At 72.0% G+C, this 14,509-nt stretch carries 12 protein-coding genes; 8 read left to right on the top strand and 4 right to left on the bottom strand.

Annotation, left to right across the window (positions count from 1 at the left end):
* The first annotated feature begins 65 nt into the window (after positions 1-65).
* Genes QRN49_RS09795 through QRN49_RS09785 form a run of 3 tightly spaced genes read left to right on the top strand, consistent with a single transcriptional unit; the run spans position 66 to position 3,726 of the window.
* Entirely contained in the window at positions 66-728 is a 663-nt protein-coding gene (locus tag QRN49_RS09795) for a TetR/AcrR family transcriptional regulator (protein WP_284755424.1), read from the top strand.
* A complete protein-coding gene (locus tag QRN49_RS09790) occupies positions 725-1,495 on the top strand; it encodes a P-loop NTPase family protein (protein ID WP_284755423.1) in 771 nt (256 codons plus the stop codon). The genes QRN49_RS09795 and QRN49_RS09790 overlap by 4 nt, the downstream gene beginning before the upstream one ends.
* Positions 1,492-3,726, top strand: coding sequence for a YhgE/Pip family protein (locus QRN49_RS09785; protein ID WP_284755421.1), 2,235 nt, complete (start codon positions 1,492-1,494; stop codon positions 3,724-3,726). The genes QRN49_RS09790 and QRN49_RS09785 overlap by 4 nt, the downstream gene beginning before the upstream one ends.
* A 105-nt stretch (positions 3,727-3,831) precedes the next feature.
* Here the strand turns inward: QRN49_RS09785 and QRN49_RS09780 are convergent, their stop codons facing one another.
* Positions 3,832-4,470 (bottom strand): endonuclease domain-containing protein, encoded by a 639-nt coding sequence (locus QRN49_RS09780; RefSeq protein ID WP_209080372.1) that lies wholly within the window; start codon positions 4,468-4,470, stop codon positions 3,832-3,834.
* 529 nt (positions 4,471-4,999) lie between these two features.
* Here QRN49_RS09780 and QRN49_RS09775 point away from each other — a divergent pair.
* Positions 5,000-5,989, top strand: a complete 990-nt coding sequence (locus tag QRN49_RS09775) for a LacI family DNA-binding transcriptional regulator (RefSeq protein ID WP_111022781.1) — start codon at positions 5,000-5,002, stop codon at positions 5,987-5,989.
* A gap of 103 nt (positions 5,990-6,092) precedes the next feature.
* On the opposite strand, the gene QRN49_RS09770 is transcribed toward QRN49_RS09775, so the two are convergent.
* Both QRN49_RS09770 and QRN49_RS09765 read right to left on the bottom strand, forming a co-directional pair.
* Entirely contained in the window at positions 6,093-6,737 is a 645-nt protein-coding gene (locus tag QRN49_RS09770; protein WP_214542478.1) for a TrmH family RNA methyltransferase, read from the bottom strand.
* A 64-nt stretch (positions 6,738-6,801) separates the two neighbouring features.
* Positions 6,802-7,500 carry a TetR/AcrR family transcriptional regulator gene (locus QRN49_RS09765; protein WP_284755415.1) on the bottom strand — a complete coding sequence of 233 codons (699 nt, stop codon included), beginning with the start codon at positions 7,498-7,500 and terminating at the stop codon, positions 6,802-6,804.
* A 178-nt stretch (positions 7,501-7,678) separates the two neighbouring features.
* Here QRN49_RS09765 and QRN49_RS09760 point away from each other — a divergent pair, with 178 nt between their 5' ends.
* From QRN49_RS09760 to QRN49_RS09745, 4 genes are all read left to right on the top strand, one after another.
* The gene (locus QRN49_RS09760) at positions 7,679-8,476 is read left to right on the top strand and encodes an HAD-IIA family hydrolase (protein ID WP_111234866.1); all 798 of its coding nucleotides are present in this window, start codon (positions 7,679-7,681) and stop codon (positions 8,474-8,476) included.
* A gap of 201 nt (positions 8,477-8,677) precedes the next feature.
* Positions 8,678-9,871 carry an EfeM/EfeO family lipoprotein gene (locus tag QRN49_RS09755; protein ID WP_284755671.1) on the top strand — a complete coding sequence of 398 codons (1,194 nt, stop codon included), beginning with the start codon at positions 8,678-8,680 and terminating at the stop codon, positions 9,869-9,871.
* On the top strand, positions 9,868-11,307 hold the full coding sequence (efeB, locus tag QRN49_RS09750; protein WP_284755412.1) for an iron uptake transporter deferrochelatase/peroxidase subunit: 1,440 nt from the start codon (positions 9,868-9,870) through the stop codon (positions 11,305-11,307). The genes QRN49_RS09755 and efeB overlap by 4 nt, the downstream gene beginning before the upstream one ends.
* 97 nt (positions 11,308-11,404) lie before the next feature.
* Positions 11,405-13,384: an alkaline phosphatase family protein gene (locus QRN49_RS09745; protein WP_284755410.1), complete on the top strand. Its 1,980-nt coding sequence runs from the start codon at positions 11,405-11,407 to the stop codon at positions 13,382-13,384.
* Positions 13,385-13,589: 205 nt separating this feature from the next.
* Here the strand turns inward: QRN49_RS09745 and QRN49_RS09740 are convergent, their stop codons facing one another.
* The gene (locus tag QRN49_RS09740) at positions 13,590-14,480 is read right to left on the bottom strand and encodes a CPBP family intramembrane glutamic endopeptidase (RefSeq protein ID WP_284755408.1); all 891 of its coding nucleotides are present in this window, start codon (positions 14,478-14,480) and stop codon (positions 13,590-13,592) included.
* Positions 14,481-14,509 lie beyond the last annotated feature (29 nt).

The following is a 14,509-nucleotide window of genomic DNA, read 5'->3' as shown; positions in this document are numbered from 1 at the left end:
CCCTCGTCCGGGGGACGGAACCTGTTAAGTTGCACACACGTGTGCACGTTATTACGATGGGGTGCGTGACCACCACCGAGCAGCCCTCCCGCGCGCCCCGCCGCGACGCCACGGAGAACCGGGCAGCCCTCCTCGACGCGGCGAAGACCTGTCTGCAGCAGGACCCGGATGCCTCGATCGAGACGATCGCCGCGGCTGCGGGACTCTCGCGCCGTGCGGTGTACGGACACTTCCCCTCCCGCGACGACCTGGTGCGCGAGGTCGTGACCGCCGGCGCCGCCCGGATCGCCGCAGCCATGCCCACCGCATCGGACCTGCAGGAGCTCCCACCGGCCGCACGCCTCGCCGCCATCGCGGTGACGCTCTGGACCGAGGTGTCGCACGTCCGCTCGATGGCCCGGGTCGCCGTCCGCAGCCCGTTCGCCGAACCCGTCGCCGAGGTGTTCGCGCCGCTGCGCTCACAGGTACGCCAGGCGTGCGCGCTCGGGATCGCCGACGGCGCCATGCGGGACGACGTCGACCCCGAGACCCTCGGCCGTCTGGTCGAGGGCGCGTGCATCGCCGTCCTCGACGAGGCCACCCGTTCCGGCACGAGCGACGAGGACGGACGGCGCATGGTGGTGGTGTCGGCGCTGGGCATGGCCGGCATCGACTGGCGCACGGCACTGCTCTCCGAACCCGCTGCCCCCGCTCCCGCCCCCGCCCCTGCCCCGAAGGACCACGCATGACGCTCGAACTCGACCACGTCGGCATCGGCGAGGAGCCCGGCGCACCCCTGCCCGTCGTCTCCGCCGTCGCCGGCCCCGGACGCCCGGGGGTCCTCGCCGTCGAGACCGAGCAGGCACCCGTGCTCGCGTCACTCGTCGCCGGTGGCCGCATGCAGCCCGACACCGGCCGCCTGCTGCTCGACGGGCACGAGGACCCGGCAGCCGTCCGCCGCTCGTTCGCGCTCGTGGACACCCCCGGGGTCGCCGAGCCCTTCCCCGTCATGACCCTCAAGCAGATCGTGCGCGAGGAGCTCGCGTTCGCCGGGCAGCGCCCGAACCGCGAGCACGTCGACACCGTGCTCGACGAGCTCGGTCTGCGGGACTACGTCGACACCGCCGTGCAGCGGGTGCCGACCGCCGTGCGCGTCCGGCTCCTGGTCGAACTCGCCCTGCTCCGCGACGGTGTGACCGGCATCGTGATCACCTCGCCCGAGCGGCACGGCGGCGCCGTCGAGGACTGGTTCCAGGTGGTCCGCGACGTCGCACGTCGGGGCGTGACCGTGGTCCTCGTGACCTCGAAGGCCGCTGCCACCACCGTCGAGCACCTGCTCGACACGATCGACACGCACGACGGCATCGAGACGCACGACGACGTCGCGACGCTCGTGACGCCCCAGACCGAGGACCCCGAGGACGTGGCCCGAACCGACGGAACCGAGCCGGGCCTCCCGGCCGCTCCTTCCGTCACCGAAGCATCCGCAACCGTCCCGACGGAGGCACAGAAGTGACCACCACCTCGCTCGTCCGCGCAGAACTCGCGCGGCTCACCGCGACCCCGCTCGCACGCCTGGCGTTCATCGCGCTGATGATCGTGCCGCTGCTGTACGGCGGCGCCTACCTGTGGGCGAACCGCGACCCGTACGCGAAGCTCGACCAGATCCCCGCCGCGATCGTGAACCTCGACGCCGGCGCCACGCTGGACGGCGACCACGTCGACTACGGCAAGGACGTCACGAAGGAGGCCATCGACGGCGCCGACTTCAAGTGGACGAAGACGAGCGCCGCCGACGCCCGTTCCGGCGTCCGGAACGGCACGTACGACTTCGTCGTCACCATCCCGCACGACTTCTCCGAGCACCTGGTGTCCGCGCAGTCCGACGACCCGACGCAGGCGAAGCTCGTCATGACGACGGCCGACACGAACTCCTACCTGGCCTCGACCATCGCCGAGCAGGCGGGCAAGACCATGCGCACCGCCGTCGCGGAGCGTGTCGGCAAGCAGGCGGCGAAGACCCTGCTCGTCGGGCTCGCCGACGTGCGGGACAGCCTCGGCGACGCCGTCGACGGGGCCGATGAACTCGCGTCCGGCACCGCCAAGGCGGACAAGGGTGCGCACCAGCTCGCCGACGGCACCGGCAAGCTGTCGTCCGGGGCGGCGGAGCTCGCGTCCGGCACGGCCGACCTGCCGTCGCAGACCCAGCAGCTGAACAGCGGGGCGCAGCAGGTGGCGTCGGGGGCGTCGACCCTGGCGTCCGGGCTGGCCAGCGCGCAGCAGCAGACAGCGGCACTGCCGTCGCAGACGCAGCAGTTGGACAGTGGGGCGCAGCAGCTGCAGTCCGGGTTGCACCAGCTCCGCGACCAGACGGCCTCGCTTCCCTCCGACTCTGCGCGCCTGTCCAGTGGTGCGTCGCAGGTCGCCAGCGGCAACGCCGAGCTCGCCGACAAGGCCGCACCGTTCATCGCGGGCGTCCAGCAGCTCTCTGCGCAGTCGCCCGAACTCGTCGCGTCGCTGAAGCCCGTCGTCCAAGCCTCCACGGTGCTCTCCGAGGAACAGAAGACCCGACTGCTCGCCGGGCTCGACGACCTGCAGGCCGGCAGCACCGAGCTCGGTACCGGTGCCGGCGACCTGTCCGGCAACCTGCAGAAGCTCAAGACCGGCAGCGCGCAGGTGTCCGCGGGCGCCTCACAGCTCGCCGAGCAGGCCCCGGCGCTGACGAGCGGCATCCAGCAGCTCTCCGACGGCTCGGACACGCTCGCCGCCGGCACCGGCAAGCTCGCCGCGAAGGCCCCGGAGCTGTCGTCCGGGATCGCGGACGCGGCCACGGGCGCCTCGACGCTCTCGTCGGGCGCGTCGAAGGTGGCCGACGGCACGTCGAAGCTGGCCTCGGCCGCTCCGACGCTGTCGTCCGGTGCATCGCAGCTCGCGACCGGTGCGAAGACCGCCGACGAGGGCGCCTCGTCGCTCGCATCGGGGTTGGACAAGCTCACGACCGGCTCGTCGAAGCTCGCGTCGTCGCTCGACGAGGGCCGCACGAAGATCCCGGCGTCGAACGCCTCGGAGCGTGCGTCGCAGGCCTCGGTCATCTCCGACCCGGTCAAGGTCGGGGACGACAACGTCGCCGCCGCGTCGAACTACGGTGCCGGCCTCGCGCCGTTCTTCATCTCGCTCGCGGCCTGGATCGGCATGTACGCGCTGTTCCTCATCCTCAAGCCGATCTCGAAGCGTGCGATCACGGCGGTGCGGAAGCCTCTCGCCGTGGTGTTCGGCGGATGGCTGACCCCGGCACTCCTCGGCCTGGTGCAGATGGTGGCGCTGTTCTTCATCGTGCGCTTCGCCCTCGACCTGAACGTGGTGCACGTCGGCGGCACGATCGGGATCATGGTGCTTGCCTCGGCGACCTTCGCGGCGATCATCATGGCGCTCAACGTGCTGCTCGGATCGGTGGGGCAGTTCCTCGGCCTGGTGCTCATGCTCGTGCAGCTCGTCACCGCCGGCGGGACGTTCCCGTGGCAGACGCTGCCGGGGCCGTTGGCGGCGCTGCACTTCGCGCTGCCGATGACGTACTCGGTCGATGCGATCCGGCAGACGATGTACGGCGGGAACCTCGGCGCCGCGTGGTCGGACGCGGGCGTGCTGCTCTGCTGGCTGCTCGGGGCGCTCCTGGTGTCCTTCGTGGTCACGGCGCGGCAGACCCGCTCCCGCACGCTGCGCGACCTGCGCCCGAGCCTGATCGGGTAGCGGGGCGCGGGCGCCGGGCGGCGCGGGCGGCGCGGGCGGCCGCGCGCGACATCGAGTGAGCAGAAGACGACGGGCGTGCAATAGCGACCCGTCGTCTTCTGCTCACTAGACGCGACCTCCTCCGCGTGCAAGGAGCGTCTGCAGGTGCGCGACTGCGGCTGAGCGGTGCAGCGTCAGGTCGGACTTGGTCCACCGGACGACTGCCCAGCCGAGTCGTTCCATCTCGCGGTAGCGGCGGAGGTCACGGCCCCACTGGTCGGCGTCGGTCCGGTGGTGGTCGCCCTCGTACTCGATGACGATGCGGTGCTCCGGGTAGGCCAGGTCGACGCGGCCGACGAACCGGCCGGCTTCGTCGAGCACGTCGACCTGCAGTTCGGGCTCGGGCAGCCCCGCGCGGACGATCGCCAGCCGCGCTCGGGTCTCCTGCGGTGACCCGGCCCCCACCCGCACGAGCTCGAGTGCAACGCGCAGCTTCCGCACGCCACGACGATTCCCCGCCCCGGCGAGCGCGGCGGCGAGGTCCTCCAGCGCGGTCGCGCAGGCCCGCGACGTGACGATGGCGTCACCCAGGACGACGAGCTCATCGAGTCCGAGCAGGTCTCCGCACTCCACCCACAGCGCCGCGGGGCTGCTGGACGGAACACCCCAGCGCTGCCGGGTGCTCACCCGGTCAGCAGCCACACGGTGCCCGGCCACACCGACGCGCCGGGGCTGCGCCTGCGGGTGCACGCTGGTGATGTGCACCGGCGCCTCAGGGCCGCACGGCACCGGCAGCCCCCACAACACCGCCGCCGAGGTGTGGCTGACGAACTGTCCGGGCAACAGGACCGGCCGCAGTGCCTGGATGCGGCGGATCGGATCGGGTGGTCGGTCCCGGGGCCATCGGATCGATCGCGTCGGGCACGTCAGGTCCTTCCGCTGGAGTCGTTGTCGGGGAACTCCGGCTCGATCAGCCGCGCCGATGTCGAAGGCCCGGCCTCGCAGCGCCGGAGGGAGTGGTCGTGGTTGCATGCCGACACGCTCGCGCCCCGCGCCGAGGCCCCGCTCACCGAACCGGAGTTCCGTGCAGAACCGGCACCGTGCCTCCCCTGTGGAGGACTCGCGAACCCAAGGGAGTGAGCAGAAGACGACGAGTGGCTGTTCGGGACCCGTCGTCTTCTGCTCACTCGACGACCCGCACCCGCACCGACCCCCACCCCGCACCCCACCGCCCGGCCCATGTCACGTCAACCGCTACGATCGACGCACGAGCCAACGGAGGTCGAAGCGCATCATGGGAGACGGCAAGCCCGCGACCATCTACGACGTCGCCGCACGCGCCGGGGTCTCGAAGTCCCTCGTCTCCCTCGTGCTGCAGCGCTCCCCCCGGGTGAGCGACCAGCGCCGGGCAGCCGTGCTCAAGGCGATCCAGGAGCTCGACTACCGACCCTCCACCGCGGCCGTGTCCCTGGCCGGCACGCGCAGCCGCACCATCGGCGTGGTCCTCGACGACTTCCGCAACCAGTGGTTCGTGGACCTGCTGACCGGTCTGCGCGAGAGCCTGCAGGACCAGGGGCACCGGCTCGTGGTCGCCGACCGGTTCCTCAACACGGGGCTCGATGCCTCTCCGGTGGAGGGCTTCCTCTCCATGCGCGTCGAGGGCATCGTGATCGCCGGCGAGCCCACCACCGACCTCGCGATCCCCGCCTCGATGCCGCTCGTCATCGCCGGTGGCCGCGTGGCGATCCCCCGCGCCGACACCGTGGCGAACGACGACCACGCCGGTGGCGGCATCGCGGCGCAGCACCTGCTCGACCTCGGCCACACCCGACTCGGGTTCGTCGGTGCGAGCTCGGCGGCCTCGGCCGAACGCCAGTCCGGGTTCGAGCAGGCCGCGGCGACCCGTGCGTCCGTCGTCACGACGGTCCTGCCGGGTGAACCCACCGAGGAGGCCGGTTCCCGCGCCCTCGGCATGCTCCTCGACGAGCACCCGGACGTCACGGCCGTCTTCGCCGCGAACGACGTGATGGCCCTCGGCGCGCTGTCCGAACTCGCCGAACGCGGGTTGCGCGTCCCCGAGGACGTCTCCGTCATCGGCTACGACGACACCCCGGTGGCCGCGATGCGGTACGTCGGCCTGACGAGCATCGACGACCGCAGTGTCGAGATCGGTCGCGGCGCCGGCGAGCGCCTGCTGGCCCGCATCGCCGATCCGCGGATCGCCGCCACGGAACTCCTCGTCGAACCCCGCCTGGTCGCGCGCCGCACCACCGCCGCTCGCTGACGCGTCAGCACGGACCCTGGCCTGGAGGCCCGCCCCGTCTCCGCCCCGCCCGCTTCGTGAGCACGAATGGTCGGCTCCAGGGCCCGTACCCGACCAGTTCTGCTCACGAAGCGCCCGGCAACTCCGCGTGCTGGACGACCCACGAGTGCATGACGATCGCGGCCGCCGCCGAGGCGTTGATGCTCCGCGTCGACCCGAACTGCGTGATCTCGAGGTGTGCGTCGGCACCGGCGACCGCCTGCTCGGTGAGCCCGGGGCCCTCCTGCCCGAACAGGAACACGCAGCGCTCCGGGATCGTCGCGGTCTCGATGCGCTCGGCACCCGGGGTGTTGTCGATGGCGACGACGGGACGCTGTTCCTCGGCCATCGCGGCGAGGAACGCCTCGACGTCGGGGTGGTAGCGGACGTGCTGGTACCGGTCGGTGACCATCGCTCCGCGCTTGTTCCACCGGCGTCGCCCGATGATGTGCACGGTGCCGGCCAGGAACGCGTTGGCGCTCCGCACGATCGACCCGATGTTCAGGTCGTGCTGCCAGTTCTCGATCGCCACGTCGAACGCGTGCCGGCGGGTGTCGAGCTCGGCGACGATCGCGTCCATCGACCAGTACCGGTAGCGGTCGAGCACGTTCCGGGAGTCCCCGGCGGCCAGCAGCTCCGGGTCGAGCCGCGGGTCGTCGGGCCAGGGTTCCGGGTGCGGCCCCACCCCGTTGGTCGTCAGCTCGTGCGACGGTTCGGGCGCAGTGGTCACCCGACCAGCGTACGGCGCACACGGGACCGGCCCGACGACGGCAGCGCCCGGCGGCGGCGCGGGCTCAGGCGGCGCCGGCCCCGTGGGCGATGCGCGACTCGATGCCGGCGATCAGGATGTCGAGGCCGAGCGCGAACCGGTCGTCGTAGGAGTGCTCGCCGAGGATCTCGCCCACCAGCCGGTGCCGCTCGGGGCGTCCGGCCTCGGAGTCCCCGCGTCCGACCTGCACCCCGGCGTGCCCGACCACGAAGTCGTACACGACGAAGAAGGTGTACATCGCCTCGGCCGGCGGCAGCCCGGCGTCCTGCAGGGCACCGACGACCTTCGCCACGACGGCGTCGGACTCGGTCGAGGCGAGCGGGGCGCGCTGGCTGTGCGACTCGAGCACGAGCGGGTGGGTGCGCATCAGGTCACGGAACGTCGTGGCGAAGGTGCGGACGACGGCGTGCCACTCGTCCGGCCAGACGAAGGTGGCGGTGAACTCGTCGACGGTGCGGCGGACGAGTTCGGCGTGCAGGTCGTCCAGCCCGCCGATGGTCCGGTGCACGGTCATCGGGGCGACCCCGAGCCGCACGCCCAGGGCCCGGAAGGACAGGCGGTCGAGGCCGTCCTCGTTCGCGATGGTCGTGGCGGCGTCGATCACCTGCTCGCGGGAGAGCACGTTCGGGCGGCCTCGGCGTCGTCGCGGCGTCACCTCGAGCTCCGTCTCCGACACCGGGGTGGGTCGGGGCGCGGCGGACGGGGTTCCGGGTTCGACGAGCACGGGGGGCCTCCTTGATTCGGTACGTGTCCCGAAAAGCGTAGGGCAAAAGCCGACCGCGGTTCGGTGTCTCGACCTTCTCGGGTCTCGGAGCAGCGCGCAAGAGCCGCCCCGGGCCTCCCGGCCCTTTCCGAGCCGACCACGAGCCGGGCCTGAACCCCTGCGCAGTAGGGTGAGGGCCATGGCGACCCGAGACGACGTCGAGTGCTGGCTGACCGACATGGACGGCGTGCTCGTCCACGAGAACCAGGCGCTCCCGGGCGCGCCGGAACTCATCCAGCAGTGGCTCGACGACGGCACCGAGTTCCTCGTGCTGACGAACAACTCGATCTTCACGCCGCGCGACCTCAGCGCCCGGCTGCGGAGCTCGGGTCTGCACGTGCCCGAGGAGCGGATCTGGACGAGTGCGCTCGCGACCGCTGACTTCTGCAAGTCACAGATGCCCGGCGGCTCGGCGTTCGTGATCGGTGAGGCCGGCATGACGACCGCCCTGCACGAGGCCGGGTTCATCATGACCGAGACCGCCCCCGACTACGTCGTCGTCGGCGAGACCCGCAACTACTCGTTCGAGGCGATCACCAAGGCCGTCCGGCTCATCCGCGCCGGTGCCCGGTTCATCGTGACGAACCCCGACGCCACCGGCCCGAGCGCCGAGGGGGTCCTGCCGGCCACCGGCGCCATCGCGGCGATGATCGAGAAGGCCACCGGCAAGCAGCCCTACGTGGTGGGCAAGCCGAACCCGATGATGTTCCGGTCGGCGATGAACCGGATCGGCGCGCACTCCGAGAACACCGGCATGATCGGCGACCGCATGGACACCGACGTGCAGGCCGGCATCGAGGCGGGGCTGCACACCGTGCTCGTGATGACGGGCATCAGCGACCAGGCCGAGATCGACCGGTACCCGTTCCGCCCGAGCGAGGTCATCTCGGGCGTGCACGAGCTCGTGCGCACCGAGCCGTTCGAGGTCGAGCTCTAGCTCGAGCTCGAGCGGCCCACGCCACCCGGGTGCGCCCGTTCGCCGCAGACCGCTCGATGACGATCCGGTGAACAGAACCGCCCTGCGGTGAACGACGGGAAAACTGCCCCTGGGGCGACTCTATGGTTGCCCTGGTCGAGCCGAAAGTGGCTCTGATCAGGGTTTTCTGTGAGTTGCTACAGGATGGGGTCATCGGTGCCGATGTCGGTTCGTGCCACGACGGCAGTGGTCGTCGGCGCGCTCGGGGCACTCGTGGGGACGGCGATCGTCGCCCCGCACCTGGTCCCCTCGTCGGCGCCGCAGACGTCGGCGGTCACCGTGCAGGCCGGCACCGACGCCTGCGGGACGGGGTGGCCCGCGAGCCCGGACCACGCCCTCGCCGGCCCCCAGACGTTCCGGATCCACAACACCTCCGTCACCGGGATCGAGGTGCAGCTGGTCGACCCCACGAACGGCGCGGTCTACCTCGACGCGGAGGGCCTGGGATCGGGTGCGACGCACGACTACGGCGTCCGACTCCCCCGCGGCCAGTACCGGTTCCGCTGCCTGCCCGCCGACGCGAACCCGAGCACCGGGCCCGTCGTCCACCTGCGCGGCGCCACCCACGTCAGCGACGAGACCCCGGGGATCGTCCCGGTCACCCGCGACGACCTGATCCCCGCCGCGAAGTCGTACGGCGCCTGGATCGAGAGTCGCCTGCCGGCGCTGCTCGACGACGTGCGCGCGCTGGACGCCGACGTCCGTGCGGGTGACGTCCGCGCCGCACGGCGGGACTGGCTGACCGGGCACCGCGAGTACGAGCAGCTCGGAGCCGCCTACGGGGCGTTCGGCGACGACGACACCGCGATCAACGGGCTCCCGGCCGCCGGACGGACCGCACTCGACGACTCGCACCTGACCGGCTTCCACCGCGTCGAGGCGCTGCTGTGGTCGGGTGCGCCCAGCCGTCGCGCCGTCGCGCCCGCCGACGCCCTGGTCGCCGCCGTCGCGCACCTGCGCCGGACGTTCCCCATCCAACGGGTCGACCCGCTCGACATCGGCCTGCGCTCGCACGAGATCCTCGAGAACGCACTCCGCTTCGAGGCGACCGGGGCCACCGACGCCGGCAGCCACACGGCACTGGCGACGATCGACGCCAACACGAGCGGGACGGAACACGCGCTCGAGCCGCTCCGGTCGATCCTGCGGACCCGCTACCCGGGCCTCCGGGCCACCGATCGTGCGCTGGCGACCCTCCGTGCCGACGTCCGGTCACACCGACGGCCGGACGGCAGCTGGGACACCCTCGACGGTCTCGACCGCACCGCCCGCGAGCACCTCGACGCCGACCTCGACGCTGCGCTCGAACGACTCGCCCCCGTCGCCGCCATCTGCGACCCGAGGAGGACCTCGTGACCGAACGACCGCAGTGCCAGGGCCGGCAGGGCATCCAGAGCCGGCAACTCCCACGCGGGATGGACGCGGCGACGTACCGACGGATGTCCGAGGCGCACGCCCGCCTCGGACTGTCGGCCGACGGCAGCGCGTGTCCCGCCGGTGCACCGGACGACCAGCAGCCGCCGACCGGCCCCACCCGCGGGGTCGGCCGCCGCGCGTTCCTGACCAGCGCGGTCGGGGCAGGTGCCGGAGCCGCCGCGGCGGCAGCGAGCCTGACCGCCGGGGGTGGGACGGGCCTCCAGGCAGCCGCCGCGACCACGGGCGGTGCCGACGCTCCGCCCGGTTCCTCGTACGCGTTCCACGGGGCGCACCAGGCGGGGATCACCACGCCCGCGCAGCGACAGTCGGCGTTCCTGGCGTTCGACGTGACCGCGGCCGACCGCGGGGAGCTCGCCGACCTGCTCCGGACGATCACCGAGCGGGCCCGGTTCCTCACCCGCGGCGGCACGCCTGCCGACGTCGGGATCACCGCGCCGCCGGCCGACTCCGGCGTGCTCGGACCGGAGGTCGCGGCCGACGGGCTCACCGTGACCGCGAGCGTCGGTGCCTCGCTCTTCGACCACCGGTACGGCCTGTCGGGGCAGCGCCCGGCGCGGTTGCGGACGATGGAGGACTTCCCGAACGACGACCTCGACCGGTCGATCTCGGACGGCGACCTGCTGCTGCAGGTGTGCGCGCACAACACCGACACCGTCCTGCACGCCGTCCGCGACATCGCCCGGGCCACTCGCGGCGGCATGCAGGTGCGCTGGCGGCAGGACGGTTTCGCGTCCCCGCCGCGCCCCTCCGGCACCCCGCGCAACCTGCTCGGGTTCAAGGACGGCACCGGCAACCCGTCCACCGCGGACCGCAGCGTCATGGACGACCTGGTCTGGACCCGCGGCGGACAGGGCGGCGAACCCGACTGGGTCACCGGGGGCAGCTACCACGTCGTGCGGACCATCCGGATGTTCGTCGAGTTCTGGGACCGCGTCTCGCTGCACGAGCAGGAGAACATGATCGGCCGGCACCGCGACTCCGGTGCCCCGCTCACCCGCAGCGGCGAGTTCGACGACCCCCGGTACCAGGACGACCCGACCGGCGACGTCATCCAGATGGACGCGCACATCCGGTTGGCGAACCCCCGAACCGCCGAGGCCCGTGCGCAGCAGATGCTCCGTCGTCCGTACAACTACGACAACGGCACCGACACGAACGGCGACCTCGACATGGGCCTGCTGTTCGCGTGCTTCCAGGCCGACCTGGAACGGCAGTTCGTCGCCGTGCAGAAGCGCCTGGTCGACGAGCCCCTCGTCGACTACGTGTCACCGGTCGGCGGTGGCTACTACTTCGCCCTGCCCGGGGTCCGCCACGCGGACGACTGGCTGGGCCGTCGGCTGCTCGCACGGACCTAGCCGGGCGCCGGGCCGTCGCTCGAACGCGCCCGCCCGCCCGCCGTAGGGCCCCACCGCTCCCCACCACCCCACCGTCCCGACCAGTGAGAGGTTCCACGTGTTCCGACCTTCCGAACGACGCGTCCAACAGGGCGCGCTCGCCATCATGGCCCTGGCGGCCGTCGCCGGGACGGCCCTCGCCATCCCGCAGTCGGCGTCCGCCGCGGACAACTCCCTGAAGACCACCACCCCGATCAAGCACGTCGTCGTCATGTACGACGAGAACGTGTCGTTCGACCACTACTTCGGCACCTACCCGAAGGCCGCGAACACCGACGGCACCCGCTTCACCGCGGCGCGGAGCACCCCGAAGGTGAACACGCTCGCGTCCTCCGGCACCCTGACGAAGAACCCGAACGCCTACGCCCCGTCACGGCTGACGCCCGCCCAGGCGCTCACCTGCGACCAGAACCACAACTACCTGCCCGAGCAGAAGGCCGTCGACGGGGGTGCCATGGACAAGTTCGTCGAGAGCACCTCGGTGGACACCTGCACCGGCCTGTACGGGTCCCCCGGCCTGACGATGGACTACTACGACGGCAACACCACCACCGGGCTGTGGAACTACGCCCAGAACTACGCGATGAGCGACAACGCCTGGGACACCGGCTTCGGCCCCTCCACCCCCGGGGCGCTCAACCTGATCAGCGGCAACACCCACGGCGGCACGGGCGTCGACTCGGTCACCGGTGCCACGGTGCCGACCTCGACCTCCGTCGTCACGAAGGACGCCGCCGGCCAGGGCACCGTCACCGCCGACCCGGACCCCGCCTACGACGACTGCTCCGACAAGGACCACACGTCGACGTCGAACCTGGTCAAGATGTCGGGCAAGAACATCGGCGACCTGCTCAACGCGAAGGGCGTCACCTGGGGCTGGTTCCAGGGCGGCTTCACCCCGACGACGGCCTACTCGGGCACCGGGACCCTCGCCAAGTGCGACGCCACCACGACGAACGTCGGCGGGTCGGTCAGCAACGACTACTCGCCGCACCACAACCCGTTCGCGTACTACGCGTCGACGTCGAACCCGCACCACCTCGCACCGACGAGCGACCGCATGATCGGCTCCACCGACCGCGCGAACCACCAGTACGACCTCTCCGCGTTCGACACCGCGCTCGCCGAGCACCGGATGCCCGCCGTGTCCTTCCTCAAGGCGCCCGAGGCCCAGGACGGCCACGCCGCGTACTCCGACCCGCTCGACGAGCAGAAGTTCCTGACGTCGAAGATCAACGAGATCGAGCGGTCGCCGGAGTGGTCGAGCACGGCCATCGTCATCAACTACGACGACTCCGACGGCTGGTACGACCACGTCGCGCCGACGATCCTGAACGGCTCGACGGACTCCTCGAACGACACCACGGTCTGCACCACGGCCGCGACCAAGGTCGGTGTCGCCGGTGGGTACCTCGACCGCTGTGGCCCCTCGCAGCGGCTGCCGTACCTCGTGATCTCGCCGTTCGCCAAGCAGAACCACGTCGACCACACCGCCATCGAGCAGACCTCGACCACGAAGTTCATCGAGGACAACTGGTCGACCGGGCGGATCGGTGACCAGTCGTTCGACGCCCGGGCCGGGTCCATCCGGAGCATGTTCGACTTCACGCACCCGCAGCACCGCGAGGTACTGCTGAACACGAAGAGCGGTGCGGTCTCGCGGATCGTGTCCACGGCCGTCACGCCGAAGCCGAGCCCGAAGCCCACGACGAAGCCGCACACGGGGACCGGCGGCAGCGGCACGGGCGCGAGCGCCGGTTCCGGCGGAACGGCAGGAACGGCCGGAACGGCGGGCACGGCAGGCACGGGCGCCGGCACGGGCAGTGGGGCCACGACTGCCTCGAGCGCCGCAGCGGGGGCCGGGGCCGCGGGGCAGACCGTCGCCGCCGACCCGTCCGCGACCGACCCGTCCGCGACGCGCCTGGCCTTCACCGGCGTGCAGCTCACCGGGGTCACCATCGCCGCGATCGTGTTCCTGATGGCCGGCATCGCGCTGGTCGTCGTCCGCCGTCGACAGCTCCGGCGTCGGGCCGACTGACACGGAGCGTCGGGTCGACCAACACGACACGCCGAGCCGACTGACACGTCGCGTCGCGTCGCGTCGCGTCGCGTCGCGTCGACCGACACGACCGAACCGTGCCCCGGAGCGTGCTGCGCTCCGGGGCACCGTCGCGTCCGCGCGGGGTCGCCACGCGCCGGTCGGCACAGCGTTCGCCGGTGCAGCGGCCGTCGCGTCCGGTCCCTCAGACCACGTCGGCCGGGAGGCGCGGCTCGCCTCCCGGCACCACGACCGCCCCCATGGGCGGTACCGTCCGCCACCGCTTCGCGAGCCGACGGGGTCGGTCGTCGTACCAGGCGATGATCCCGCCGGCCACGATGCCGAACGCGAGCACCCCGAACGAGAACAGCCCGATCAGGCCGAGCAGGGTCAGCTTGCCGAAGTCGCCAGGGTCCGAGGTCGCCGAGAACCCGATGGACCCGAAGTCCCAGAAGGCGTGCAGCAGCATCGGGGCGAGCAGCGACCCGGTCAGCCGACGCGCGACGTACAGCGTCGACCCGAACGACGCCGCGAACACGACCTGGATGAGCGTCGGCCCGATCCCGGCACCGGCGAGCGCGTTGAGCAGGTGCAGCAGCCCGAAAAGCGCACACGACAGGGCCCAGACCCCCATCTCCGGCAGGCGCCGCCGCAGCCCGACGAGCAGGGTCCCGCGGGCCATCAGCTCCTCGAAGACCCCGACGAACAGCACCCCGACGGCGAGCAGCAGGAAGTAGTGCGCCGGCAGCGCCGTCCAGTCGATCAGGGGCAGCCGGACGACGCACACCACGAGCACGAGGATCGGCGCGAGCATCGTCCACCGCAGCCGCGTCCGGACCGGGTCGACCGTGGCGATCCGCCACCAGCCGAGCGCCGTGACGAACAGGGCGAGTGCCACGACGGCGATGCCCTCGGGGATGACCAGGGCGTGCACGACGCTGTCGACCGTCTGCCCGAGGGTCGCGTAGTCGTCGCTCGGCCGTGACCGCCAGGCGCTGATCGCCGCGAAGACCACGATCGGCGCGAGCCCGAGCAGCAGCGACGGGGGCACCGGCCAGCGACGGCGGCGGACTCGGGCGGGGGCGGTGGTGGTCACCTCCCGGTTGTACCAGGCGGGTCGTACGA

This window comes from Curtobacterium sp. ME-Dv--P-122a, assembly GCF_030209645.1.
Classification (GTDB): Bacteria; Actinomycetota; Actinomycetes; order Actinomycetales; family Microbacteriaceae; genus Curtobacterium; species Curtobacterium flaccumfaciens.
This window is presented reverse-complemented; position numbering and strand designations above follow the sequence as displayed.

What these genes read in the sequence shown, in the direction of transcription:
- QRN49_RS09790 (WP_284755423.1), top strand. Translation starts at nt 725, where the DNA reads ATGACGCTCGAACTCGACCACGTCGGCATCGGCGAGGAGCCCGGCGCA.
- QRN49_RS09775 (WP_111022781.1), top strand. Translation starts at nt 5,000, where the DNA reads ATGGGAGACGGCAAGCCCGCGACCATCTACGACGTCGCCGCACGCGCC.
- QRN49_RS09760 (WP_111234866.1), top strand. Translation starts at nt 7,679, where the DNA reads ATGGCGACCCGAGACGACGTCGAGTGCTGGCTGACCGACATGGACGGC.
- QRN49_RS09755 (WP_284755671.1), top strand. Translation starts at nt 8,678, where the DNA reads ATGTCGGTTCGTGCCACGACGGCAGTGGTCGTCGGCGCGCTCGGGGCA.